The sequence below is a fragment of the Ignavibacteriales bacterium genome, assembly GCA_026390575.1.
Taxonomy (GTDB): Bacteria; Bacteroidota; Ignavibacteria; order UBA10030; family UBA10030; genus Fen-1298.
In genome coordinates this window covers 41723-66997 of record JAPLFR010000003.1, presented here as the reverse complement: position 1 = coordinate 66997, position 25275 = coordinate 41723, and the positions used below count along the sequence as shown (strand labels likewise).

Here is a 25275-nt window from a genome sequence, read left to right as displayed (position 1 = left end):
ATCAATTGTTCGATTTTCTTATATGAACTTCTTGATCAATGAAAACTAACCAAGCTTTAGTAAAATAATGATGAAGCCCTTGTTTTGGTTTGTCATCGCAGTGTGTACTTTCGAGGGCATTAAAGCACAAACTCCCCTATCGAGTGATAACAACGCAACGAAAATTGACACGTTGGCCTTAATTGGTAGCAAGCCGATTACGACTGCAGATTTCCTTAACAGGTTTGAATTGTCAATTTATCCAGGTAAAGATGATCCTACGATGTTGGAAAAGGTCAAGCGTGATTTCCTTTACTCGATGATTGCTGAGAAACTTTTGTCTCAGGCAGCCGAACAATCTGAGATTTCCAGCACTTCGTCCGAAAACCTTGTTCGCGATCAGATGGAGAAAATTTTTATGAGGGATGCTCTTTACAAAAAGGAAATCATACCTCGTGCGCAGACAGTAGTCACAAATGACGAGATCTTGAAAGGGTTCAGCTTGTCCGTTCATAAGTATTTGGTGGATGCATATTATTTTGAAAGTGACAGCGCAAAGGCGTGGGATTTTTGGTCCGCTCTTAGGGAGGCACCCTCTCAGGACATCTATAAACTTGTTTCTCGTTTCAAGATACGTCATGATACTTTGGAGATTCCATACGGTGAATCATCAGCAAATTTAGAGGGTGCTTTCTTCGGGCAAAAAGAGGGATATATTTCGAAACCCATAATGACCGTTGACGGCGTTCTTATCTTTAAAGTTTTGGGGAGAGAACCGAATCAAAAGTTTATCTCTGGATCAACGGAAGACCGGCTGCTCAGGATTCGCAAGATTCTCGTAGCTCGTAAGGAAATGGAACTTGGTAATGAATATGTTGAAGATATTATGAAAAATGTCCGTGTTACAGTTGATTATAAAATTTTTCGCCCGTTAGTATATGCTATCCAACGAATCTCTGAAAAACAAAATCCTCTGTCGTTCGATCCACGCTACCGACTTTCCCCACAGGAAATACTTTTACTTCAAGATGAATTTAAGAAAGAGCTCTCCAATCCTCTGCTGACTTTTAATGGAGGAAATATCACGCTTAAAAAGGTTTTTGAAGAACTTGCAAGCTCAATATTTGCTACGGAAGATACGACAATATCTGGAATAACATTTGCGTTGCACAACTCACTTCGTTTTATTTCTCAAAACTATTTCCTTGTCAAAAGAGCAAGGGAATTGGGGCTGGAGAATTCTCCCGGAGTCAAGTACAACATTCAGATGGTACTCGATGCCTTCAGATCGTATCGAATGGCGAATCAAATAATTGATAATGTTACAATTACTCAATCGGAAGCGGACATATTTTTTGCAGCCCATCACGATGAAGTGCTAAAAGGAATTGATCTGCGTTTGAGAGTATATGAAACTGAGAATATCAACCAGGCGTTTGAGATCTATACTAGACTTACCAGAGAAAAAGACTCTTCTGTTGCTGAAAGTGATACAACAGTTTGTTGGGTCAAAGCTTATGATCTTGGCGAGATCGGTGCAGTACTTGCGGGATTCAAGCGAGGAGAAGTTTACGGGCCTGTAGTGAACAACGGCAAGTTCTTCCTTTATCAAATCTTTGATAAAAAATCGTCTGTTAATAATGCTGCTATAAAGAACAGCGTGCAAGTTGCGGAGGAAATACTTCTCACAGACAAGAAACGGGAGGTGCTGTGTAGATACATTGCAAAGCTCGCGAAAGAAAATAATGTCAGGTTATTCAGCCACAATGTCCTCGGCATAAGGGTCACACCTTTTCAAATGCTAACGTATCGGTACATGGGATTTGGCGGGCGAATACTTGCCGTCCCGGCATTGTATCCCCGAGAAGAGTGGATAAAATACTTCTATCAGCAAGAGAAACGTTCGCAGCCATGATGTAAATAATGGAAAGCGAAGTGAAAAGACCACGCCTGAGTATCTGGCAAATCTGGAATATGAGTCTCGGATACATAGGGATGAATCGCGATATGGAATGGTCTCAAGGAGGGCATTTCAAAGACTCACAGTCGCTCATATTCTTAACTCGTAAACTGCCAGTGCCATCCTTCAAAGTCGTGAAGACAGATTCATTACTTGTGATTACAACGGAAAAATGGTCGTTGAAGTATAAAGTGGGCTCAGGCAAGTTTACGAATGCCAATTTTCAGATAGCTTTCAATTGAACGGTAATACTATTGTGCGGCATCCCGGTGTATCTGAAGTTCATCCGTTAAGCACCTGTCTTAAATAGGGTTGAATATTAAAATCTCAAAGCCAAATCGAGTTACCCGAAGCTATACGCAACACCTTGTCGCTAATCCTTCGACTGTTTTTCCATTGCTTTGCCCAGTCCGCGAGGCAGATTGGATTGATGGATGGGATCCAATCTCCGTTCTCACGTACTCTGGAGTGTCCGAGTTAGATTGTGTATTTACCACGGCAGCAACTCCGAATAATGATATTTGGTATATCACTCGACATGAACCTAGCACTGGATTTGTCGAAATGCTCAAGATCACTCCATTGATAACTGCATGCAAATTAACAATCCAGCTTCACCCGTCTGATAACGGCTCGGAAGCCATTATTACATATTCCTATATAAGCCTTGGGTCTGAAGGTGACGCTTTCATCGAATCATTCACCGAGGAATACTACCGGAAATTCATGCAAGATTTGGAGTCACGTATCAATCATTATCTTGTCCATGGCAAGGCCTTACGTGTATCAGGTGCCTAATCTGTAACTTAAACTTGTCTTGTCCAGATAATTGAATCACAACCAGCACACAAAACCATACACTCTCCGAGTAATGGTTACGTGTAAGGATAACTGGAGAATGACCATCCTCTCTATCTACATTTTACGAATAGCCACTAAAAAGCATCGAAAACAAAGCAGATATTGAGGAAATGACTACAATGACTATGAAGACTTTCCTTTTTAATGAACGATAGCAGTAAAGCGGTGCATTGTCAGTCTTATGTGATGAGCAAGCGGCTCGATGACGGGGAATCTTCTTTGCTATTCTTCCTTATTCAACCTATCTTCAACCACATACCAACACGGTCATAAGACGAGGAGGGTCGTCGCAGGCGCCTCTCTCGTATTCACAGACAGAGAAACGAATATGTTTGCAATATTCTGCAAAATATTTGCTTCAGAAGATCCCCTACACACCCGACAACAAATTTGTTGCCATTTAACGGTACAATGTAGCCCACCAACAATCACCGGAGGAACAATGCGACGTGTCATTGCTTTACTATTCACGGCTTGTAGCTCCATCTGTCTCGCTCAAACAGATTCGCTGTTCGTGGAGAAGATGGATGGAACAATCCGCGGTTATCCAATCTCTTTGATAAACCAGATTTCCTTTTCTGATTTACCTACGAGCATAAGAGATCAAGAGTTAATACAGACGGTTCTTTCTTCTTTTGCGCTCCGTCAAAATTTTCCAAACCCGTTTAATCCGACGACGACTATCCAGTATGATATTCCTCGTAACGGTGAAGTCAACGTAGCTGTGTATGATATTCAAGGCCGCCTTGTTCGATCCCTGGCAAGCCTCACTCAACAGGCGGGCTCACATAGCATAGTGTGGGATGCTCGTAGCAACGGGGGAACCATTGTTGCGAGCGGTACATACTTTTGCCGCATTGATTTCAATAATGCATTTCTTGTCAAGAAACTAGTCCTTCTCAAATAGCAATTCACCAAGGAGATTATTATGAAGCGCACATTTATATTTCTTCTCTTTTTGGGGATGTCTTTTTCAGCATATTCTCAGACAAAGATGTTCATCAATAAAAACAATGGAACAACAGATTCTTTGTTTCTGTCCGATGTGAAGAGCATTTCATTCAAATCGGGTTCTTCTACTTCCCCTTTGGGCGGTATGATCCCAGTTGCGGGCGGCACATTTACGGTCGGCACAACACCTGTCACGATCAGCAGTTTCACGATTGATAAATATGAAGTTACATTTGAGAAATGGACAGAAGTAAGAACCTGGGCATTGACGAACGGTTATACTGATTTGGCGGCAGGCAAGAATGGTCACAATCCGATTGGGACGAATAATCCTGTAGACTCTTTGAATTGGTTTGATATAGTAAAATGGTGCAATGCCCGTTCGGAGAAAGATGGACTAACTCCTGTTTACTATACCACAAGTGCACAAAGCACGGTGTATAGGACGGGAGAGACAGTGATTAATACAGACGCGGTGAAATGGACAGCAAACGGCTATCGTTTGCCGACAGAAACAGAGTGGGATTTCGCCGCCCGAGGAGGAAATTCCACACAGGGATACACCTATAGTGGCAGTAACACCTTTGACAATGTTGCTTGGTGTTGGCAAAACTCCCCAATCAATACGCACACCGTGGGGACAAAAATGGCAAATGAACTTGGTATTTACGACATGAGCGGCAATGTGTGGGAAATGGTATGGGATTGGTATTCCAGCACGTATCCGTCCGGGACGACAGATCCTAAGGGTCCATCGACTACTCAAAGCTTTCGGGTGTTTAAGGGCGGTTCGTTCGACGCTGATGGGGGCACCTGCGCGATGGCTTACCGCATCTTCGTCTACGGCGGCGACTTCCCGAACGTCCGCCAATGGAACAGTGGCTTCCGCTGCGTCCAGGATTAACGCTTTTACTCTTTTACCCATTTACGACGAAGCGAGTGAATAAATAGTATTTTTAAAAATTGCTTGCGAAAACTCTTAACCGAAAAATAAATCCAGCCCCGCCATCACGACGGGGCTTTTAGTTGTCTGTCTCGTCCTCAGATTAAACATCGCCGCTTTCTTGTGAAGAACAAGCTTGCGCAAATAGGAGGAATATCAAAGATGGTTGAGTTGATACGTACAATTTTGTATCATGTCATAAGGATAATTCATGACCAGACGTGTTCAAATATAAAGTGTTTCTGAATATCAGATGACTTATCTCTCGATATACTCAAACCAAATCGTTCTTCGTTTTCCCTTTTGCTTGCTCATTTACATGAAAGGAATTACTTTGAAAACAATAATCATATCGATATTGGCAATAAGTTTATTGATTGTTCCATTAGCTATTGCACAAATTGCTGACTCTGCCAAACCAACATCATCTGAGCAGCACAAGAAGTTTGACCCGGCGCGAAATGCACAAGAAGATATCAAAGAAGCAATTGTTCTCGCTAAGAAATCGGACAGACGTATTCTTCTCGATGTCGGAGGTGAATGGTGCATCTGGTGCCACCGCCTCGATAGTCTGTTCCTTCAAAACAAAGATCTTGCAGAATATTTAGACAAGCATTATGTTGTTGTGAAGATTAATGTGAGCAAAGAGAACAAGAACCAGAAACTTTTATCAAAATATCCCCAGGTACCTGGATATCCACACCTCTTTGTGCTGGATAGAAACGGTAAGCTTTTGCACTCACAAGATACGGGAGAATTAGAATATCCAAAGAATTATCCTATTAAAGGGCACGATAAGAAAAAAGTATTTAACTTCTTGAAAAAGTGGGCAAAGTAGGTTTATTATCTGCGAGGTATATATGACATCAGTGGAACAGCGTAAGATGATTCAGAAACTGAAGCCAGTTGTAATGAAAATGAGTGCGGATGAGCGGCGAGGATTTGAGATGATGGTAAAACGGGACCACGACGATGAAGAACTTGATTCGCTGACCATGGCAAAGCTGAAACAGTTGCATGGTAAATTCTTTCCGAAGCATTCTAAAGAAGATCTCGAAGACGCATGGAATAAACTGGCAAAAGGGAAATAATCAGGGAAAAAACACATGGAATACAGAGCGTTCGGGAAAACAGGAATTACTATCTCAGAAATCGGTTATGGTGCATGGGGCATTGGCGGTGCGATGTGGCAGGGTTCGAAAGATGATGAATCACTTCGGGCGCTGCATCGAGCAATTGATCTCGGCTTGAATTTTATCGACACCGCATTAGTGTACGGTGAAGGGCATTCCGAGAATTTGGTTGGAAAGGTGATCAAAGAACGGAAGGAACGGTTATACGTTACATCGAAAATTCCGCCGAAGAACCTCAAATGGCCGGCGATGCCGGGAACACCTCTGCAGGAGGCATTTCCTTTCGATCACATCATCAAATGCACGGAAATGAGTTTGAAGAACCTTGGCGTTGATACGATTGATGTTCAACAATTCCACGTGTGGGATGATGCTTGGGCAGCAGAGAACGAATGGCAGGATGCAGTTGCCAAATTGAAGGAACAAGGAAAAATTCATTTCTTTGGAATGTCTCTCAATAATCATGAGCCAGATAATGCTCTGAAAGTTGCTGCAACCGGATTAGTCGATTCGTTCCAGGTTATCTATAATATTTACGATCAGACACCGGAGAAGAATCTCTTTCCACTATGTCAGAAAAATAAAATTGGCATTATTGTGCGCGTACCGTTAGATGAAGGCGGATTGTCGGGAAATATTACTGCGGAGACAAAATTTCCCGAACGCGATTTCCGCAACAGTTACTTTCGCGACAATCGGAAACAGCAAGTTGCCGAACATGCAGATGCACTCAAGAAACTCCTCGGCGAAGAAGCTCAAACATTAGCCGAACTTGCTCTCCGGTTTTGCCTGCACCATCCGGCAGTCTCGACGGTTATCCCCGGTATGCGCAGTATTTCCAATGTTGAGGCGAACTGCCTGCTTTCTGACAGAAGGAAGCTGAGTGATTCTCTCGTTGCCGAACTGCGCAATCATACATGGGAACGAGATTTCTACCAAGGATGATCTCTGTGTTCAAGAGAATTGCAAACCCTGCGTATAACAAATTGCTCACTGTTTCTTAAAATAGAAAAATGGAGTTCGCAATGAAAATCTTTCCGTTGTTCTTTCTCTTACTCTTCATATCCTGTGTCCCGGATAAAAAGAAAACAACTGCTTCGTTCTCAGAAGATGCTGCAGTGATTGAACAAGAGATTGCTGATTTTCACCACGAACTCAAACGGGCATATAACGGTGCTTCCATAAACACCGACAGCTTGATGGATAATTTCTTCGGGAAGGATGTTTATTATGTGACCTACTGGGGAATGACCGAGCCCATCGATTCGACAAAATCGCGTCTGCGCCATGCCCTGCCTGGAATCAAAGATTATGATAACCGGATAGAAAGCATGAACGTCAAAGTCTACGGCGATGGAGCGTATGCTTTTTTTATCTTGCGTCAAACGTACACGCTCAACGGGATTCTCATGGATGAATACCTGCCAACAACATTTGTATTTGAACGTCGCGAGAAACAGTGGGTGGTGGTGCATTCGCAGCGTTCGGCCGATTTTCAGACGATTCAGCATCTTATGAATATAGCACAACGACGCGAATAGCAGGTCAATCAGGAAATACTTGAATTGATAGTAAGATAGAAGGTGATCCAAAACGCACGAAGCCCCTCCAGTATTTCACTGAAGGGGCTTCATAGTAAAATGTGTACGGAGGTTTAAAGTTCTTCTGACGCCGCACGTATGGTTCGGCGAATTGCTTTTGCCTGTTTCATACGTTTCTTGACCGAAGGTTTTGTGAAAAATGCACGTTTTTTCACTTCCTTTAAAATGCCCGATCGTTCATACTTTTTTTTGAACCGTCGTAACGCACGGTCGATGGGTTCATTTTCACCAATAAGAATGCCGACCAAGAAATCACCTCCTTCGCTCAAGATTACATTTTTTATACAGCTTCGTTTTCCACTACCTCTTCTGCAATATTCTCTAACAGTTTCCGCTCACCAAGCTTCTCGAATGCAACAACAATAGAATGGATTCCATTCGACATTTTATCTTTTCGAACGACTCTTCCCATATCATCCAAATCCGAGTGATAAATCTGTTCACCGATGGTAAATGTCTTTTGTTTGGAGTACGGAGTGCATTGTTCACGAATGAGAGCGATAGCTTGAACCTTCTTCTTCGTCTGACTGGCAACAGAAAGAGTTAATAAAGCAGTTTGTTTACACTTACCGCATCGGTACCACATTTTTACAGTCTCATTGACGGTCTCCGTGCCGGTATTCTCGGTTGGCTGACCGCCAACGAATTCCATTTTTGTTTCCCGCCGGCAGTATGCACATTGATGCATGATATATTTTGTCTTTGCCATATTAATTCCCTATAAAATCTTTTTTGGGACTACTTCAGATTGGCTGATTCAGCATGAATGATACAGGAGTACGCCAACTGCCTTATAAAGTACGGAAAATTGGCTGGTAAGTCAAGCCGCAGAAATTTTGATTTTCAGCCTTTTTTTATTATACTTTAGCCGCAAATGAATCACTTTTGAAGTAAAGGTTGAAGCTTTTGGCAGCAGAAAGTCAGCACCATAGTTCAAAAAAGAACCGTTTCACCATTGTTTTAGTGCCGGATGAAGATGCCAGTAAAGCGAAAAACTTTCGATTAGCTCCTTGGCAATTTGTTGCGGGATTATTAACATTTGCGGTGGCAGCGGTTGTGCTCGTACTGCTTATTCTTATTTATACTCCAGTGGGTGAGATCTTCCCATTATCAAACCCAGGGCTTGAAAATAAGTACGGCAAAGAACTGATTTCGCTTAACCAGCGAATGACGAGTTTGATGGAACAACTTGTTGAGTTGCGATCCTACAACATGAAGTTGCGGCGGGCAATGGGTGAAAATTTGACGATTTCTGATTCTGGAGTCGTGAAAACTGTGCCAAGAACAGCCGCCGTAGAAAAGAATAAGATCGGCAAGGATGAACAGATGGCTGCGAATGTCCAGCCATTCATGAGCCCGGTACAACAGATGATACCTGCCCGATCTGTGAAACTTGAACCAGATGCGAGAGTTGCGGTTTCGTTCCCGGCTATCCTTCCGACAGAAGGATATATGACGAGGGGATTTGATCCGGAACATAATCATTTCGGTTTGGATATTGCCGGGAAGACGGGTAATTTAATTGTTGCAGCAGCGGACGGTAGCATAGTTTTTTCTGGCTGGACGTACGATGGTGGCTATATCGTGATTGTTTCTCATGCGGGCGGTTTTATGAGCTTTTATAAACACAATCAAGCATTGCTGAAATCTTCAGGTTCGTTTGTGCGGCGCGGAGATCCGATTGCAACACTCGGTAATTCCGGAACAACGAGTTCCGGTCCGCATCTGCATCTTGAGATCTGGAAAGATGGAGTTCCAGTAGATCCATCCCTCTATTTGATAAATTTTTATCTCTAAAGGTGGCGCGTGTCTACAAAATTTGATCCTGTTAAAGAAATGAATATCATCGGTGCCGGAACGGTTGTCGAAGGAAAGATTCGAAGCCAAGGAAATGTGCGCGTTGATGGGAAGCTGATCGGCGAGGTAACTGCGAGTGAATCGCTTTCCGTAGGCGTCACCGGAGAGATTGAAGGAAATATTACGGCAAAGAATGTCACTATTGGCGGAAAAGTACGCGGCACCATTAGTGCTTCAGAAAAAATAGTGTTCGAAGGAAAATCGGTTATCCGGGGCGATATACGAGCCACTCGTCTTATCATTGACGAAGGATCGATTTTTGACGGCAGAGTCTCGATGACGGAAAAGGTTCCGATATACGAAGTGAAGCATTAATCTGGAATAACCGCGGAGAACAGGGACACACCATGGACTCTGAATCTCCAAATCGGCAATCGAACCTAAAACAAAAAAAAGAGAGCGTACCAAGCATCTCTCGAAATTTTGCACCATTCCTGACCATGGGAATCCAGCTTGCCGTAGCAGTGCTATTGTTTTTTTTTCTTGGTCATTGGATTGATAATAAATTTGACATTGCGCCGATTGGAACACTGGTCGGCATCGTCATCGGCAGTACCGGCGGATTTATAAAGTTCTTTAAGACAGTAGCATCCATCACAGCTGATGAAAAGAAACAACGAGCGAAGAACAAGCATGAAGATTGATTGGTCATTTCTGCGGCTGGTAGTTCTCTGTTTCGCAGGCGCTGCTGTGTTAACGTACTATCCGATTTCCGAATTTGCGACAGCTGAAGTCCTGCACGGTATTATTGCCGGCGGCGTGATGAGTCTCATCAATTTGCTGCTGGGGTATGTGGCGATTGAAATTTCGTATGAACGGTCGCATACGACGTTCTTAAAATATGTGTTAGGCGGAATGGTGGTACGGCTCATGCTCATGTGGGGCGTGTTGCTGCTTCTTATTCGAGTATATAATTTTCATTCCGCATCATTAATGTTGTCTTTGCTCTTTTTTTATGTCATGAATTTAGTTCTGGAGATTTTTTATCTTCAGAAAAGGGTTTCCTCAAAAAAATAGGATAGAAATCGTTGATCTTTGAATCTTCTTTGATAGCTGATACACTTCACCACACTGCTCAGACAGTTGCAGATACTGCGGCAGCAGCGCATGCTTCCGGCGGGCATGGAGAAGGATTTAATTTCGTGCACTTGCTGGAGCATATAAAAAATTCGAATAGCGTTGAATTACCCGGTATTCATCTCATGCTGCCTCAGTTTGCACCGATGCAGATAGGCGGTATCACCTTAGATCTTTCTCTGACAAAACATGTCTTCTTCCTCCTTCTTGGCGCTGTTCTGCTTCTCATCGCTTCTGTGTATGCAGCACGATCGTATAAGAAGAACCTTGTTCCGCGAGGATTTGTGAACCTGATGGAATTGATTATCATTTTCATCAGAGATGAAGTCGTATTACCGAATATGGGACCGGGTGGACTCAAGTATCTGCCGTACTTGCTGACGACATTCTTCTACATCCTTATTATGAATCTTTCCGGATTAGTGCCTTTCGGTGCGACTGCAACCGGTAATATTATGGTCACTGCCGGGCTTGCCATTATCGCATTCTTCATGATTCAGATATCAGCAATTAGAGCTAAGGGCCTCAGACATTATCTTGCAGAACTAACGGGTGGAACGCCCTGGTTTCTTTGGCCGATTATGATTCCCATTGAAATTCTTGGCTTGTTCACAAAACCATTTGCGTTGTGTATGCGTCTGTTTGCGAACATGACCGGCGGCCACATTGTTATTCTTTCGCTCTTTGGTTTGATTTTTATGTTTCGTTCATTTATCGTAGCGCCTGTGTCGGTGTTATTCGTTGTTGGAATTTATATGTTAGAACTCTTTGTTGCCTTTCTGCAGGCATACGTTTTCACGATGCTGACTTCGTTGTTTATGGGATTAGGTATGCAAGGAGAACATCATGAAGAAAGTCACACTCATTAATAGAATAAAATCATTTCACACACACAATAAAAATCATTAGGAGGATTAGTCAATGGAAAAAATTGCAATAGCGTATTTAGCAGCAGGATTTGGAGCTGGACTCGTCATATTAGGTGCAGCATACGGTATTGGTAAACTTGCCGCCGCTGCAATGGAAGCCAGCGGACGCCAGCCGGAAGTTGCTTCAGAAGTGCGTACATCAATGTTGATTGCCGCGGCACTGATCGAAGGTGCAACATTTTTTGCACTTGCGATTTGCATTATTCTTGCAACGAAGAGCTAAAGGAACATTGATCCATGGAGTTACTATTTGACACGAATCCGGGGCTTATTGTCTGGACGATTATCTCATTCCTTATTTTGCTGATCGTACTGGCAAAATACGCTTGGAATCCAATCCTGAAAATGCTTGGAGACCGTGAAGGGCAAATTCGTACTGCGTTAGAACAGGCAGAACGTGCCCGGACGGAAACAGCAGAGATGATAAAACAAAACGAAAAAAATCTTGCCCGCGCTGAGGAAGAATATCAAAAAATGATTCGCGAAGGCAAGGCGTTTGCTGAAAAAATAAAAGATGAAATTGTGGTAAAGGCAAAACAGCAGGCACAACAAGAGTTGAATCGGGCAGCGGAAGAAATTCAGCGCAATGTTGAAGCGGCAAAGCTGCAGCTTCGTTCTGAAGTTGCCGACCTTGCCATTAAGGCAACAGAAAAAATTCTCGAAGAGACATTAGACGAGAAGAAGCAGAAGAAGCTTACAGATTCCGTGATTAATAAGCTTCCTAAGAATTGACGGACTATGGCAAATCTGCGAATAGCAAATCGATATGCTGAAGCTTTATTAACCGCTGCTGAAGAATTGCACATCTTGAAAAAGGTAAGTGATGACCTCATTGTCGTCCAGCGAATCATTAAAGACTCGCACGATTTCCAACGTTTCTTGAAAAGTCCTGTCATCAAGAAGGATAAAAAACAAGAGGTATTCAAAGCAACTTTTGGCTCATCGGTTCAGCCGCTTACACTACAATTTTTATCCCTGCTCGTTGAAAAAGAACGAGAAGAGGCTCTACCGGGTGTCATTGAATCTTTTTTCCGACTGCAGGATGAACTGTTAGGCATTGTTCATGTCAGCGTTAAAACAGCTGCGGAATTATCACAACAGCAGACGATGGAGCTTACACAACGATTTGAAGCATACTCGAAAAAGAAAGTACAAATCGATCTCAGTTTAGATAAACAACTGATCGGAGGGTTTATTGCTCGCATCGGAGATACAGTGTTTGATGGCAGTGTGAAGCAGCAGCTTGAACTACTCCGCAAGCGTTTTGCGGAGGAATTGATTGTGTGATAATTTAGAAGTTAAAAATAAAAGTTAAGGATTTAAGAGTAAAAATAAGAATAGGAACAATAAGCTCAAAGCTCAACGATCATAGCCAAGAGCTAAAAGTACATAGAGGAAGAAAATGGCAGAAGTACGACCTGATGAAGTATCGGCAATATTACGGAAACAGCTTTCCGGTTTTGAAAAAGAAGTAGATGTATATGATGTTGGCACTGTTCTGCAGATAGGTGATGGCATTGCGCGTATTTACGGCCTTTCAAAAGTCATGGCAAGCGAGCTGGTAGAATTCCCCGGCAATGTGTTCGGTATGGCTTTAAATCTAGAAGAAGATAATGTCGGATGCGTGATCTTTGGTGAGACTTCCCATATCAAGGAAGGCGATACCGTGAAACGGACAGGCCGAGTTGCGTCTATGCCCGTTGGCGAGCAAATGCTTGGCCGTGTGATGACACCGCTTGGACAACCTCTTGACGGTAAAGGACCAATTAAGACAAATAAATTTCTTCCGTTGGAGCGTAAAGCCCTTGGCGTCGTTGCTCGAAGTCCGGTAAAAGAGCCGCTGCAGACCGGTCTCAAACCGGTCGATGGGATGATTCCGATCGGACGCGGACAGCGAGAGTTAATTATCGGCGACCGCCAGACAGGAAAGACCGCTATTGCGATTGATACAATTATCAATCAAAAATATACACACACTGAAAAGGCAAAGAAGGAAGGTATCAAACCGGTCTATTGCATCTATGTTGCCATCGGTCAGAAAGGATCGACGGTTGCTCAGGTGGTAGCAATGCTGGAAGAGCATGGTGCAATGGAATATACAACGGTGATCCATGCATCGGCAAGCGACTCTGCGCCTATGCAGTTCATTGCTCCCTATGCGGGCGCAACACTTGGCGAATTTTTCCGGGATTCAAGCCGTCACGCGCTTGTGATCTATGACGATTTGTCCAAGCACGCGCAGGCGTACCGGCAGATGTCGTTACTATTGCGCCGTCCGCCGGGACGTGAAGCATATCCGGGCGATGTTTTCTATTTGCATTCACGTTTGCTGGAACGTGCATCAAAACTCAATGAACAACTCGGCGGTGGAAGTCTCACTGCATTACCGATCATCGAAACGCAGGCAGGTGACGTTTCAGCGTACATTCCGACAAATGTCATCTCGATCACCGATGGTCAGATTTATCTTGAACCCAGTTTGTTCAATGCCGGTGTACGGCCTGCTATCAACGTTGGTATTTCGGTATCGCGTGTCGGCGGCAACGCTCAAATCAAAGCGATGAAGCGAGTGGCGGGACGTTTACGCATGGATCTTGCTCAGTATCGAGAACTGGAAGCATTTGCAAAATTCGGTTCAGATCTTGATAAATCGACGCAGCAAACATTACGTCGAGGATCGCATCTTGTAGAATTGCTCAAACAAGATCAATATGTTCCGATGCCTGTTGAAAAACAGGTAGCAAGTATGTTCACCGGTACAAACGGGTATTTGGACGAGTTGCCATTGACAGAAGTACAGCGGTTCGAAAAAGAGTTTCTCGAAATGATGGATATGAAATATCTCAATGTACTCAATGCTATTGCCGAGACAAAAGAACTCTCGAAAGATCTTGACGCGCAGCTTCACAGTATCGCAAAAGAATTTGTTCAGAAATTTAAAGGGACGATAAAGTAACCCGTGGCAACACTTCGAGAAATCCGGCGCCGCGTAACAAGCGTTACGAGCACGCAAAAAATTACAAAGGCCATGAAAATGGTTGCCGCGGCAAAACTACGACGTGCACAAGAAGCGCTTGTTTCGGCGCGTCCCTATGCCCGCAAGATGAACGAGCTGCTGAGACATCTTGTCACAAAAGTTGATCCATCTATCCATCCGTTGCTGCACGAGCGGGAAATCAAGCGAGTGGTTCTGGTAGTGGTTGCAGGTGATCGGGGAATGTGCGGAGCGTTCAACGGTAATATTATCAAAGCTGCTGTCGATCATGTGAATACTCATTATTCAAATCTCATGAAGGAGCCCGACGGCGTTCGCATTGTTACAGTTGGGAAAAAAGCAACCGACTTCTTTGTGAAGAGAAATTACAACCTGTATGCTCAACACATCGGTTTATTTGGAAATCTTCATATCGGTTATGCGCGAACGATCATTCAACAATTAATAGACGATTATCTCAAAGGTGAATTCGACAAGGTGGAAGTTATTTATAACGAGTTTAAGTCTGTTATTCAGCAGCGAATTATTGTTGAGCAGATATTGCCGATTCCTCCAGAACAAATTCAGAAGACAAATGACATCCACGCACTCGCTCAGGTTGATTATATCTTTGAACCATCGAGCAGTGAAATTATCGATGTGCTGCTGCCGAAGCATTTAAATTTCCTGATGTGGCATGTGTTGCTGGAATCCAGCACTGCCGAAGAAGGTGCACGGATGACGGCGATGAACAATGCCACGGAGAATGCAAAAGAACTGATCCGTGATTTGACCCTGTCGTATAACAAAGCGCGGCAGGCAAGCATCACCAAGGAGTTGCTTGAAATTGTCAGCGGAGCAGAGGCGTTAAAAAAAGCAAGTTAAACGGTTTTCGTTTTACCGTTCGCGTAAATAACAAGGCGAGCGGTTGCTTGTTGGAGAATTTAGGAATACCTTTTCCGATAGGTTCATAGAGCCATCACTTCGAGGAGAAGAGTTATGGCAGTCACGCCGCAACAACCAAACCAACCGCGCACAGTACCTGTGCAAGGGCCGCAACGTATTTCCTTGGAACAGATCGATGTCAATGAGCTCTCAAAGGATAAGATCCGGGATTTGTTCCGGCAAGGAAAACTTCCCACAGCTGATCAGATTGTTGAAGAAATTCTGACCCGAGCTGTTCAAGCTAATGCGAATGATATCCATTTCGAACCGATTGAAGGAGAAATGCAAATTCGATTAGGGCATGAAGGAACGCTCAAACGTTTGCTCTCTCTCCCACCTGATATGAACGATTCCTTAATTAGTGTGCTGAAATCAAAAGCAACGCTGAATCAATTTGAAAAAAAGAAACCTCAAGAGGGGCGCTATTCGGCGGTCTATGGAAATGAGGCGATTGATTTTCGCGTCAACGTGATTCCTGTACTTTCGGGTGAACGGTGTTTGGTCCGATTGTTGCACAAAACTGCAAGTATTTCCAGAATTGAAGAACTTGGATTCAGTAAAGAGAATCTTGAACGACTAAGAGTATTGCTTCGTAATCCTCGAGGCTTGCTGTTAATCACAGGGCCATCGGGAAGCGGCAAAACAACAACGGTATATGCCTCTGTGAACTATGTGGCGACTCCTGAAAAATGTGTGATTACTGTTGAAGATCCGGTTGAGTATCGCCTGCCGTATGCAAGCCAGGTGCATTTGCCTCCTGATAAATCATTTAATTTTATTGATGCGCTCAGAGCAATTCTTCGACAGAATCCAAACATTATTATGGTTGGTGAAATCCGCGACGCGGAAACCGGCATTGTTGCCGGTGAAGCCGCACTCACGGGTAATCTTGTGCTCAGTACCATGCTTGCTGACGATGCGATTGGAGCAATTCACCGCCTGCTCAATCTTGGTGTACCAGCATATTGGCTCGCTTCAACGGTTGTTGGAATTGTGTATCAACTTCTCATCCGCAAAATTTGTCCCAATTGCAAAGAAGAATACCAGCTTTCGCCTGAAGAACTCCAAATGGTTGGTGCTCCTATGGAATCATCTGATCTTAAGTTGTTCCGCGGTCGCGGCTGTCCGAATTGCTTGGGCACCGGTTATAAAGGTCGAACTGCAATTTGTGAAATTGTGACAGTTAGTCCGACGTTGCGTGATATGATCTTTCAAAAAGAATCGATCCTGGCTATGCGAGAAGAAGCAGCCAATTTTGGTTTCCAAGGCATCCGGCAGGATGCAGTGCGTAAAGCAATCACTGGCATAACAACTCTGCAAGAAATCACACGCGTGCTTGGTTAATGTGATAAGAAAAAAAATGATTTTATCTCTCTTTTTGTGGAAATGAAAATCCACAAAATAACTTCTTGATTGCCTCCCCTTTTTTCGCTATTTTTCAATTAGTAAAGTCGTAGAAGCTTCTTGTTCTAGCGGTTTTGTAATGCTAAGACAAAAGAAGCTTTATTGTATTATTGGCTCTGGAAAGTGAATGTTCGAAAGTCTTACCCAGAAGTTAGAAATAGCTTTTAAGAAACTTCGCGGACAAGGAAAGATAACACCTCAAAATATTGAGGAATCCCTGCGCGAAGTGCGTCGAGCACTGCTTGATGCTGATGTCAATTACAAGGTTACAAAACAGTTCATTGAAGATGTTCAGAAAAGAGCCGTAGGACAGGAAGTGCTTGCGAGTATCACTCCAGGCCAGCTCATCATCAAAATTATTCATGAGGAGATGGTAAAGCTGCTTGGGGAATCGAAAGCAGATATTGCAACAGCACAAGCTCCTCCGACAGTTATTCTGGTGGCGGGATTGCAGGGATCCGGAAAGACAACATTTTCTGCAAAGTTGGCGAACCACTTGAAGAGCAAAGGACGATTTCCATTGCTTGTTGCGGCAGATGTTCACCGGCCTGCGGCAATCGATCAACTGGAGATGCTGGGGAAACAACTTCAGATTCCTGTGTACGCTGAACGTGGATCAAGCGCGGTGAAGATTGCTGAAGATGCTATCACTTTTGCACGCAAAAACGTTCGCGATACAGTTATTATCGATACTGCAGGGCGTCTGCATATCGATGAAGACATGATGAAGGAAGTAGAAGCGGTGCGCGAGAAGGCACAACCGCATGAAATTCTGTTTGTCGTTGATGCAATGACCGGACAGGATGCCGTCAACACAGCGAGAGCATTTCACGAACGTTTGAATTTCGACGGTATTGTTCTTACAAAACTTGATGGTGATAGCCGCGGCGGCGCAGCGCTTTCGATTCGTGGTGTGGTCCAGAAGCCGATAAAATTTATTGGTGTTGGAGAAAAACTGGATGCTTTGGAGCCGTTTTATCCCGAGCGTATTGCTTCTCGTATCCTTGGGATGGGTGATATAGTAACACTCGTCGAAAAGGCGCAAGAACATTTTGATGAAGCAAAAGCTGTCAAGTTAGAGGAAAAACTTCGGAAGTCGCAATTTACTTTCGAAGATTTCCTGGATCAACTCCGTGAAATTAAAAAGATGGGTTCTTTGGATCAAATGATGAGTATGATACCGGGAATGAATAAACTTCCGGCAAACGCCACGGTTGATGAGAAGGGCCTCGTTCGGGTAGAAGCGATCATTCAATCGATGACGGCAGAAGAGCGCGTACGGCCATCGATCATCAACGGAAATCGGAGACGACGTATTGCACTCGGCAGCGGCACGACGGTTCAAGATGTTAATCGTCTGCTAAAACAATTTGATGAAATGCAGCGGATGATGAAACGGTTCAGTAAAGGAAATATGCGCCGTACCATGCGCGGTATGCAATTCCCAATGAATTAATGAAGAGTATGAAAACAACTATTTTTGTAACAGAATCAAGTCAAACAGAGGAGTAACAACATTGGTAAAAATTCGAATGCGAAGAGAAGGGAAGAAGCAGCATCCTATTTACAAGTTAGTTGCAACGGATTCCCGTTCTCCTCGTGATGGTGGATACCTTGAAGCTCTCGGTCAGTACGATCCGCATACCAACCCCATCACTTTAGTGCTGAAAGAACCGCGAATAGAATACTGGCTGAAGCAAGGCGCCCAGCCCACTGATACCGTGCGTTCGTTGCTGAGACGGACCGGCTTCTGGCTGCACTGGACGCTTACGCGCCAGGGTAAAGATGAGGCAACGGTAAAGAGCGTCATGGAACGCTGGCAAATGCTTCAGGTTGACAAACCAAAGCATGAAGCAGACCGGAAAGCACGGCGTTCGGAGCGAAAGAAAAAAGCAGCAACACCGCCAGCAGAAGCTCCAGCTCAAGCACCCGCTGAAGCTCCTGTTGCAGCCGCTTAAGGCGATCAACGAGTCTGAACTCCGCGCGTGCGCAGTACGATGTGCATGATCTTTTGGTGGAAGACGGATCGACCTTACGCCAGAGGATACTTGATGGTTTTCCATCGAACGGATATTGAAAATTTCTTTTAGTTCAATAATCCATAGTTAGAGCAGTGGTAAAGCCCTAACACAGTTTCCACAATTGAAATGGTTGTGAAATGAACGGAAAAAAGATCCGTCATTATGCTCACACAGCCGTTATCCTATGCGGGAGGTGGAATGATGAAGGAATTTCTGGAGTTTGTTGTAAAGCATCTGGTGGATCATCCAGAAAGCATAATCGTCGAGCTTGAAGAGAAAGATAATAATCACATCTTCAAACTAAAAGTAGCAGAAGGAGATATTGGGAAGATTATTGGCAGACATGGTCAAACGGCAACTTCCCTGCGTGTGCTTTTAAAAGCAGTCGCTGCAAAAGAAGGTAAGCGAGCGGTACTGGATATCATAGGATGAATGGTCATCCGTTTCCGGGACCTGTATCTCGGGATTGAAACCAAAGAATTTGTATGGATTTAATTGCGATCGGAAGAATTTCTAAACCGATTGGCACTCGGGGTGAAGTGAAAATTTCGCCGTTGACAGATGACAAACGGAGATTTGAGAATCTGCCAGCAGTGTGGCTTGGATATGATGCGGCGAAAGTAGAATGGAAGAAGATTCTGAAGGTGAGAATCGATACCAAGCAGGTGGTTCTTGGTTTCCATGGCATCGAGACGATTGAAGAAGCGGAAAAATTAAAAGACCTGTATCTTTTTATTCCGAAGGAAGATGCTGTTGAGCTTGAAAACGGAACCTACTTCGTGGACGATGTGATTGGATGCGAAGTGGTGACAGAAGAGCAAACGATTGTTGGTACGGTAACGGATTTGCTTTCGCTTCCCATGAATGATGTGTGGGTTGTTAAAAAAGGTGCACAGGAAATTCTCATTCCGGCTGTCAAAGCGGTTATTCGGCAGGTGGATGTTGAAAAGAAACGCATCACTATTCACGCTTTAGATGGATTGCTTAACTGATGCGGATAGATATTATTACAGGATTGCCGAAGTTATTGGAAAGTCCGCTTCAGGAAAGTATTTTGAAACGGGCACAGGAGAAAGAAATTGTAGAGATCGTTGTTCACGATCTCCGTGCGTACACGCACGATAAACATCATACTATTGACGACACGCCTTTTGGAGGCGGTGCGGGAATGGTACTGAAGCCGGAACCGTTCTTTGAATGTGTGGAAGAGTTGAAAGCACAACGCATGTATGATGAAATTATTTTTCTGTCAGCAGATGGCGATGTGCTTACGCAAAAGATCGCGACGGAGTTATCGCTGAAAAATAATTTAATAATGTTGTGCGGACACTATAAAGGCATCGATCAGCGGGTTCGTGATTTGTTAGTCACACGTGAGGTTTCTATCGGTGATTATGTCCTCACGGGCGGTGAGCTGGCTGCGGCAGTTGTAGTGGATGCAGTTGTGCGGCTCATTCCCGGTGTGTTAAACGATGGTGAATCCGCATTGACGGATTCGTTTCAGGATGGTTTGCTTGGATGTCAGCAATTCACACGGCCGGCGGAATTTCGCGGATTGACTGTACCGGATGTATTGCTTTCAGGAAATCATCAGGAAATAGATCGCTGGCGTCAGGAGCAGCGTGAACGAAGAACGAAACGTCTGCGCGGCGACAGCTTTGTTTCATAAAAATAATTGAAGATAATACACAGTACTTTGATTTAGTGGAGTGAAATACAAATGGATAAATTAAAACTTGTTGAGGCAACTCAACTGAAAACCGATGTCCCGCAATTTAAATCCGGCGATATCGTTAACGTGCATGTGAAAGTCAAGGAAGGCGATAAAGAACGCATTCAGGAATTTCAAGGCATTGTCATAGGTCGGCGTGGTTCCAGCGTCAATGCCACATTCACTGTTCGCAAGATTTCTGACGGCGTTGGCGTCGAGCGAATTTTCCCTGTTCATTCTCCCAGTGTCGCAAAGATTGAGAAGGTGAAAGATGGCAGAGTTCGCCGCTCGAAAATCTATTATGTTCGCGATTTGGCAACGAAAGCAGTTGCTCAAAAAACGAATGCCTGATGAAATCGCGGCTTGCAGTATCCGATGCACTGTATCTGAAGCCGCTCGTCTTTGGATTGGATCGAACGGATTCGCCGTTTGAAGTGGTTACAGATATTCCAGCAAACAATGCAGTTAAACTCAGCGAGCGTTCCGGAGGAATTCGGAACGCTTTTTTGTCACCTATCGATTATGCGCGGCATGGCGGGGAATACCGGATAATGCCGAACATTTGCATCGCATCATCCAATCAGACCAACACCATTCAGCTTGTTCTCAAATCCAACCTGCATAATATTGAGCGTGTTGCAATCGATGTGCGATTCACGTCTGAAATCATTCTCGCAAAGATCATTCTTTCGGAAAAATACCGTAACCAGCCATCGCATGCAAAGCTTCAATTTATTCCGATGATGCCGGATATTGATGCAATGTTAGCGAAAGCTGATGCTGCCCTCATTGTGCAGGATAAACCGCAGATGATCGGTCGTACAGGCACGTTCACGCTTGATCTTGTAGAAGAATGGAATGACCTGACCGGTTTGCCGTACATTCATGGATTTTGGGTTGGGCGAGAAGAAGAATTATCAAAAACAGAAGCGCAGGCATTGCTCGCGGCAAAAAATAACGGGATTCTTCTAAAATCACAAATTGCACAAAGTGTAGCACAACAGCAGAATCTTTCTGTACATGAATTGACTGGTTATATTTCATCGTTCTCATATGATTTCGGCGAGCAGGAAGAAGAAAGTTTAGCCGAGTTTATTCATTATGCCTACTTCCATGGTGTCATAGGCGATGTGCCGGAGATACTGTTCTTTGATGTTGAGACAAGCAATCCGTCGCAAAATTGATTTACTGCAAAAACATTCTCCTTCATTGAAATTCCATCTTTTTTCCTTACATTTGAGCGAATCTGTATGCTCAAATCCCTGACCATTCGCAACTATGCTCTTATCGAATCCGTTGAAATCGAATTCGAGAGCGGGCTGAATATCCTCACGGGCGAAACCGGCGCCGGCAAATCTATTATTATCGATGCGTTGAGTCTCATACTCGGGGATCGCGCAAGTTCTGATGTGGTGCGCAAAGGAAGCGACAAAGCTATTGTCGAAGGTATCTTCGGAATGGCGGAAAACGAAAAAGTGAAGGCACTTCTGAAACAAAATGAGATCGAATTGCAGGAAGATTTTATTCTCCGCCGCGAAGTTTCAATGAAAGGACAATCCCGCTGCTTTGTGAACGATTCACCTGTATCGCTCACAGTTCTCAAAGAAATCGGTGATCACCTTGTTGACCTTCATGGTCAGCATGAACATCAATCATTGCTGCGACCAGAGACGCATATCGGCTTGCTGGATGAATTCGGAAGTTTAGATACGTTAGTGGATGAATATCGCGAATCTTACGACCGGCTCACGGTGCTTTTCACGGAATTGCGTGCGCTTTCGTTGAAAGAGAAAGAACTGAGAGAAAAGCGCGATCTGTATGAATTTCAGATAAAAGAAATCGATGCTGTCGATCCGCGTTCTGGTGAAGAAGGTGATCTGGAAAATGAATTGCGCATTTTAGAGAACTCTGAAAAACTTTATGAAGCGACATCGCAACTCTATCAATCACTCTACGAAGGAGAGACAGCCCGGCAGAGTTCTGAGAACACGGGAGGGCAGTCGGTGTATGATTTATTGCTCAAAGCGCGCAACCAGCTTGAAGATCTTGCAGCGATTGATACGACCTTTGAAGATATCAAGAATGAATGTGCATCGGCGGCAGCGATTGTCGGCGAATTGACGAAGTTTATTCAGAGTTATAATTCTAAGATTGAATTTAATCCTGAGCGGCTGGAACAAATTCGCGAACGACTTGGTCAGATCACACTCCTCAAGAAAAAATACGGAGGTTCATTGGATGGTGTGATTGAACATCGTGAGAAGATTGGTAAAGAGTTTGCCATGGCGGAGAATTTCGAAAGTGAAATCCGGAAATTGAATGAATACATTGAGCTTGAACGAAAAAGCTGTTCTGCCGCTGCTCAGCGTCTCTCAACAAAACGGCGGGAGCTGGTCAGCAAGATCAGCAAATCGGTGTGTACAGAGTTGGCCAAGCTGGGTATTGCAAACGCACAGTTCGATGTGAAGATTGACAATCGCGTGCTGGGGAAATTAGACGGTAAAGCGAACAGTGCCTATGTCAAACTCGGACGAGAATTGTACGATGCAACACAAAGCGGAATCGACGTTGTTGAGTTTTACCTTTCAACAAATGTTGGTGAAGACTTGAAACCATTGGCGAAGGTCGCATCCGGAGGTGAAATATCGCGTATCATGCTTGCACTGAAAACAATTCTAGCCAAAGCAGACCGTCTGCCGCTGCTCGTCTTTGATGAAATTGACGTCGGTATAAGCGGAAGAATTGCTCAAGCAGTGGGTAAAAGTATGAAGAGTTTATCCCAATTCCATCAAGTCATCGCCATCACACATTTGCCGCAAATTGCCGGATTTGCTGATTGCCATTTTGTCGTGGAGAAGAGCGAGAAAAAACAGCGCACATCTTCAACTATTCGTAAGTTAGAAGAAGAAGAGCGCATCCAGGAAGTCGCCAGACTCCTCAGCGGTGAAGAAGTGACCGAAACGAGTTTGAACGGTGCAAGAGAATTGATTGCGAAAAAATGAAGGGATTAGGCAAGAGGTCTTAGGTTTTAGGAAGAAGAGTGCGGGGATGAGAAATTTTCGAGAACTTAAAATATGGCAAAAGGGAATGGATATTGTAACTGGTGTTTATCAACTTACTAGTCTATTGCCAAAAGATGAAAAGTTCGGACTGAAAACTCAGCTTCAACGGGCGGCTGTTTCTATACCATCAAACATAGCTGAGGGTTGTAGTCGGAATAGTGAAATTGATTTTAAAAGGTTCTTAGAAATTGCGATAGGTTCAACATACGAACTTGAAACTCAATTGACTATCGTTGAAAACATCAATCTTGTTTCAGAAGAAAAAGTTTTTCCTATGCTTCAATTACTTTCCGAAGAACAGAAAATGCTCAACAGCTTTATTGCAAGCATAAAGGAAAGAAGCGAGAAAAAATACAAAAAGTTACCTAAATCCCAAAACTTAATGCCTAAAACCTGATCAATTATTATGCCCCTTTTTATCTATAACACACTTTCCCGTACAAAAGAAGAATTCAAGCCGATTCACGAAGGGCATGTGGGGATCTATGTCTGCGGACCTACCGTATACAGTCATTCGCACATCGGTCATGCAAAAAGTTATATTTCCTTCGATGTCATCGTTCGATACTTGCGTTATCTTGGCAATAAAGTACTTTATATTCAGAACATTACCGATGTTGGTCATCTTACCGACGATGCAGACGAAGGTGAAGATAAAATTATGAAACAAGCGCGCCTTGATCGTGTCCATCCAATGCAAATCGCCGAGACGAATACGCGCAGTTATTTTGATGATATGGATAAGCTTGGAATCGAGCGCCCGGATATTTCACCGCGAGCGTCGGGACACATCATCGAACAGATCGAAATCATAAAGCAGCTACTTGCGAACGGTTATGCGTATGAGGTGAACGGTTCTGTGTATTATGACGTCCCGAAATTTAAGAATTACGGCAAGCTTTCGGGTCGTGTGCTGGAGGATTCGGTTGAAGGAACGCGCGTTGAATCGCGTTCGGAGAAGCGACATCCGGCGGATTTTGCATTGTGGAAGAAAGCGGAAAGCGGGCATATTATGCGATGGCCGAGTCCGTGGGGCGCAGGATTTCCCGGATGGCACATCGAATGTTCGGCAATGTCGATGAAATATCTTGGCGAGACATTTGACATCCACGGTGGCGGAATGGATAACCAATTTCCGCATCACGAATGCGAGATTGCGCAGAGTGAAGCTGCAACCGGAAAACAGTTTGTGAAGTACTGGATTCACAACAACCTTGTGACTGTGAACGGGAAGAAAATGTCAAAGTCACTCGGAAATTTTGTAACGTTAAAAGATGCTTTCAAGAAATATGATCCGCTCGTCGTGCGTTTTTTCATTCTGCAAAGTCATTATCGCAGCACGTTGGATTTCAGCGATGAAGCAGTACAAGGCGCGAACGCCGGATATGATAAATTGCTGAACACCATCCGCAATCTCCGGGAGGAATTAAAGAAAGCTGAATCTGAACAGCGGTCACATGGAGCGGGATTTGATCTCTCTTCGCATAAAAAACATTTTTTAGAAGCAATGAACGATGATTTTAACGCACCGCTCGCTGTTGGAGTGTTATTTGATTTGGCACGCGAAACAAATCAATCGCTAAACTCTGAACAAAAGTTGAGTAGTGAGACGCTCAAACAAATCGACCAACTCTTTGACGAACTTGGTGGAAAAGTCTTGGGAATTATACCAGACGAACTTCAATCTGCCACTGGTGATGCAAAGACAGAATCTCATCTCATGGATTTGGTCATTCGTATCCGTACAGAAGTGCGGAAGCAAAAGCTTTGGGCGCTGTCTGATATCATTCGTGACGGTTTGAAGATAATTGGTTTTATAATCGAAGATAAAAAAGATGGGACAAGCTGGCGTAAGATAAACTAACGT

At 43.9% G+C, this 25275-nt stretch carries 32 protein-coding genes; 30 read left to right on the top strand and 2 right to left on the bottom strand.

The window, feature by feature from the left end; genetic code table 11:
- Nucleotides 1–67 precede the first annotated feature (67 nt).
- From NTX44_03345 to NTX44_03305, 9 genes are all read left to right on the top strand, one after another.
- Nucleotides 68–1894, top strand: a complete 1827-nt coding sequence (locus tag NTX44_03345) for a hypothetical protein (GenBank protein ID MCX6120640.1) — start codon at nt 68–70, stop codon at nt 1892–1894.
- 20 nt (nt 1895–1914) lie between these two features.
- Nucleotides 1915–2181 (top strand): hypothetical protein, encoded by a 267-nt coding sequence (locus NTX44_03340; protein MCX6120639.1) that lies wholly within the window; start codon nt 1915–1917, stop codon nt 2179–2181.
- 70 nt (nt 2182–2251) lie between these two features.
- Entirely contained in the window at nt 2252–2737 is a 486-nt protein-coding gene (locus NTX44_03335; GenBank protein ID MCX6120638.1) for a hypothetical protein, read from the top strand.
- A 505-nt stretch (nt 2738–3242) separates the two neighbouring features.
- Nucleotides 3243–3707 (top strand): T9SS type A sorting domain-containing protein, encoded by a 465-nt coding sequence (locus NTX44_03330; GenBank protein MCX6120637.1) that lies wholly within the window; start codon nt 3243–3245, stop codon nt 3705–3707.
- A 21-nt stretch (nt 3708–3728) separates the two neighbouring features.
- On the top strand, nt 3729–4655 hold the full coding sequence (locus tag NTX44_03325; GenBank protein MCX6120636.1) for an SUMF1/EgtB/PvdO family nonheme iron enzyme: 927 nt from the start codon (nt 3729–3731) through the stop codon (nt 4653–4655).
- Nucleotides 4656–5028: 373 nt separating this feature from the next.
- Nucleotides 5029–5532, top strand: coding sequence for a thioredoxin family protein (locus NTX44_03320; GenBank protein ID MCX6120635.1), 504 nt, complete (start codon nt 5029–5031; stop codon nt 5530–5532).
- Between the two features lie 46 nt (nt 5533–5578).
- A complete protein-coding gene (locus NTX44_03315) occupies nt 5579–5785 on the top strand; it encodes a hypothetical protein (protein ID MCX6120634.1) in 207 nt (68 codons plus the stop codon).
- 15 nt (nt 5786–5800) lie between these two features.
- Entirely contained in the window at nt 5801–6772 is a 972-nt protein-coding gene (locus tag NTX44_03310; protein ID MCX6120633.1) for an aldo/keto reductase, read from the top strand.
- An 80-nt stretch (nt 6773–6852) separates the two neighbouring features.
- Nucleotides 6853–7368 (top strand): hypothetical protein, encoded by a 516-nt coding sequence (locus tag NTX44_03305; GenBank protein ID MCX6120632.1) that lies wholly within the window; start codon nt 6853–6855, stop codon nt 7366–7368.
- A gap of 113 nt (nt 7369–7481) precedes the next feature.
- Here NTX44_03305 and rpsU read toward each other — a convergent pair whose 3' ends face one another.
- Together rpsU and NTX44_03295 are read right to left on the bottom strand one after the other, a co-directional pair.
- Nucleotides 7482–7676: a 30S ribosomal protein S21 gene (rpsU, locus tag NTX44_03300; GenBank protein ID MCX6120631.1), complete on the bottom strand. Its 195-nt coding sequence runs from the start codon at nt 7674–7676 to the stop codon at nt 7482–7484.
- A 32-nt stretch (nt 7677–7708) separates the two neighbouring features.
- Entirely contained in the window at nt 7709–8137 is a 429-nt protein-coding gene (locus NTX44_03295; protein MCX6120630.1) for a hypothetical protein, read from the bottom strand.
- Nucleotides 8138–8334: 197 nt separating this feature from the next.
- Here NTX44_03295 and NTX44_03290 point away from each other — a divergent pair, with 197 nt between their 5' ends.
- The 21 genes from NTX44_03290 (at nt 8335) to cysS (ending at nt 25272) form a co-directional block, all read left to right on the top strand.
- On the top strand, nt 8335–9225 hold the full coding sequence (locus tag NTX44_03290) for a M23 family metallopeptidase (protein MCX6120629.1): 891 nt from the start codon (nt 8335–8337) through the stop codon (nt 9223–9225).
- Nucleotides 9226–9234: 9 nt separating this feature from the next.
- Nucleotides 9235–9600: a polymer-forming cytoskeletal protein gene (locus NTX44_03285; protein ID MCX6120628.1), complete on the top strand. Its 366-nt coding sequence runs from the start codon at nt 9235–9237 to the stop codon at nt 9598–9600.
- 32 nt (nt 9601–9632) lie between these two features.
- Entirely contained in the window at nt 9633–9929 is a 297-nt protein-coding gene (locus tag NTX44_03280; protein ID MCX6120627.1) for an AtpZ/AtpI family protein, read from the top strand.
- Nucleotides 9919–10302, top strand: a complete 384-nt coding sequence (locus tag NTX44_03275; GenBank protein MCX6120626.1) for a hypothetical protein — start codon at nt 9919–9921, stop codon at nt 10300–10302. The genes NTX44_03280 and NTX44_03275 overlap by 11 nt, the downstream gene beginning before the upstream one ends.
- A gap of 11 nt (nt 10303–10313) precedes the next feature.
- Entirely contained in the window at nt 10314–11231 is a 918-nt protein-coding gene (gene atpB, locus NTX44_03270) for a F0F1 ATP synthase subunit A (GenBank protein ID MCX6120625.1), read from the top strand.
- 52 nt (nt 11232–11283) lie between these two features.
- On the top strand, nt 11284–11514 hold the full coding sequence (locus NTX44_03265) for an ATP synthase F0 subunit C (protein MCX6120624.1): 231 nt from the start codon (nt 11284–11286) through the stop codon (nt 11512–11514).
- Nucleotides 11515–11528: 14 nt separating this feature from the next.
- Nucleotides 11529–12023, top strand: coding sequence for a F0F1 ATP synthase subunit B (gene atpF / locus NTX44_03260; GenBank protein ID MCX6120623.1), 495 nt, complete (start codon nt 11529–11531; stop codon nt 12021–12023).
- A gap of 6 nt (nt 12024–12029) precedes the next feature.
- A complete protein-coding gene (gene atpH / locus NTX44_03255; GenBank protein MCX6120622.1) occupies nt 12030–12578 on the top strand; it encodes an ATP synthase F1 subunit delta in 549 nt (182 codons plus the stop codon).
- A 115-nt stretch (nt 12579–12693) separates the two neighbouring features.
- Nucleotides 12694–14247 carry a F0F1 ATP synthase subunit alpha gene (gene atpA, locus NTX44_03250; GenBank protein ID MCX6120621.1) on the top strand — a complete coding sequence of 518 codons (1554 nt, stop codon included), beginning with the start codon at nt 12694–12696 and terminating at the stop codon, nt 14245–14247.
- A 3-nt stretch (nt 14248–14250) separates the two neighbouring features.
- Complete coding sequence (gene atpG / locus NTX44_03245; protein ID MCX6120620.1) at nt 14251–15150, top strand: ATP synthase F1 subunit gamma; 900 nt, start codon at nt 14251–14253, stop codon at nt 15148–15150.
- A 114-nt stretch (nt 15151–15264) separates the two neighbouring features.
- The gene (locus tag NTX44_03240) at nt 15265–16554 is read left to right on the top strand and encodes a GspE/PulE family protein (GenBank protein MCX6120619.1); all 1290 of its coding nucleotides are present in this window, start codon (nt 15265–15267) and stop codon (nt 16552–16554) included.
- 187 nt (nt 16555–16741) lie between these two features.
- The gene (gene ffh / locus NTX44_03235) at nt 16742–18070 is read left to right on the top strand and encodes a signal recognition particle protein (GenBank protein MCX6120618.1); all 1329 of its coding nucleotides are present in this window, start codon (nt 16742–16744) and stop codon (nt 18068–18070) included.
- A gap of 61 nt (nt 18071–18131) precedes the next feature.
- Complete coding sequence (gene rpsP, locus NTX44_03230; GenBank protein MCX6120617.1) at nt 18132–18572, top strand: 30S ribosomal protein S16; 441 nt, start codon at nt 18132–18134, stop codon at nt 18570–18572.
- Nucleotides 18573–18797: 225 nt separating this feature from the next.
- Complete coding sequence (locus NTX44_03225; GenBank protein ID MCX6120616.1) at nt 18798–19067, top strand: KH domain-containing protein; 270 nt, start codon at nt 18798–18800, stop codon at nt 19065–19067.
- A 53-nt stretch (nt 19068–19120) separates the two neighbouring features.
- Complete coding sequence (gene rimM / locus NTX44_03220) at nt 19121–19627, top strand: ribosome maturation factor RimM (GenBank protein MCX6120615.1); 507 nt, start codon at nt 19121–19123, stop codon at nt 19625–19627.
- Nucleotides 19627–20304 (top strand): tRNA (guanosine(37)-N1)-methyltransferase TrmD, encoded by a 678-nt coding sequence (gene trmD, locus NTX44_03215; GenBank protein ID MCX6120614.1) that lies wholly within the window; start codon nt 19627–19629, stop codon nt 20302–20304. Before rimM ends, trmD begins: the two co-directional genes overlap by 1 nt.
- A 51-nt stretch (nt 20305–20355) precedes the next feature.
- Nucleotides 20356–20697 (top strand): 50S ribosomal protein L19, encoded by a 342-nt coding sequence (gene rplS, locus NTX44_03210; GenBank protein MCX6120613.1) that lies wholly within the window; start codon nt 20356–20358, stop codon nt 20695–20697.
- On the top strand, nt 20697–21530 hold the full coding sequence (locus NTX44_03205) for a hypothetical protein (protein MCX6120612.1): 834 nt from the start codon (nt 20697–20699) through the stop codon (nt 21528–21530). The genes rplS and NTX44_03205 overlap by 1 nt, the downstream gene beginning before the upstream one ends.
- Nucleotides 21531–21596: 66 nt before the next feature.
- Complete coding sequence (gene recN / locus NTX44_03200; GenBank protein MCX6120611.1) at nt 21597–23348, top strand: DNA repair protein RecN; 1752 nt, start codon at nt 21597–21599, stop codon at nt 23346–23348.
- On the top strand, nt 23335–23805 hold the full coding sequence (locus tag NTX44_03195; protein MCX6120610.1) for a four helix bundle protein: 471 nt from the start codon (nt 23335–23337) through the stop codon (nt 23803–23805). The genes recN and NTX44_03195 overlap by 14 nt, the downstream gene beginning before the upstream one ends.
- A 9-nt stretch (nt 23806–23814) precedes the next feature.
- Entirely contained in the window at nt 23815–25272 is a 1458-nt protein-coding gene (gene cysS / locus NTX44_03190; protein MCX6120609.1) for a cysteine--tRNA ligase, read from the top strand.
- Nucleotides 25273–25275: the final 3 nt, after the last annotated feature.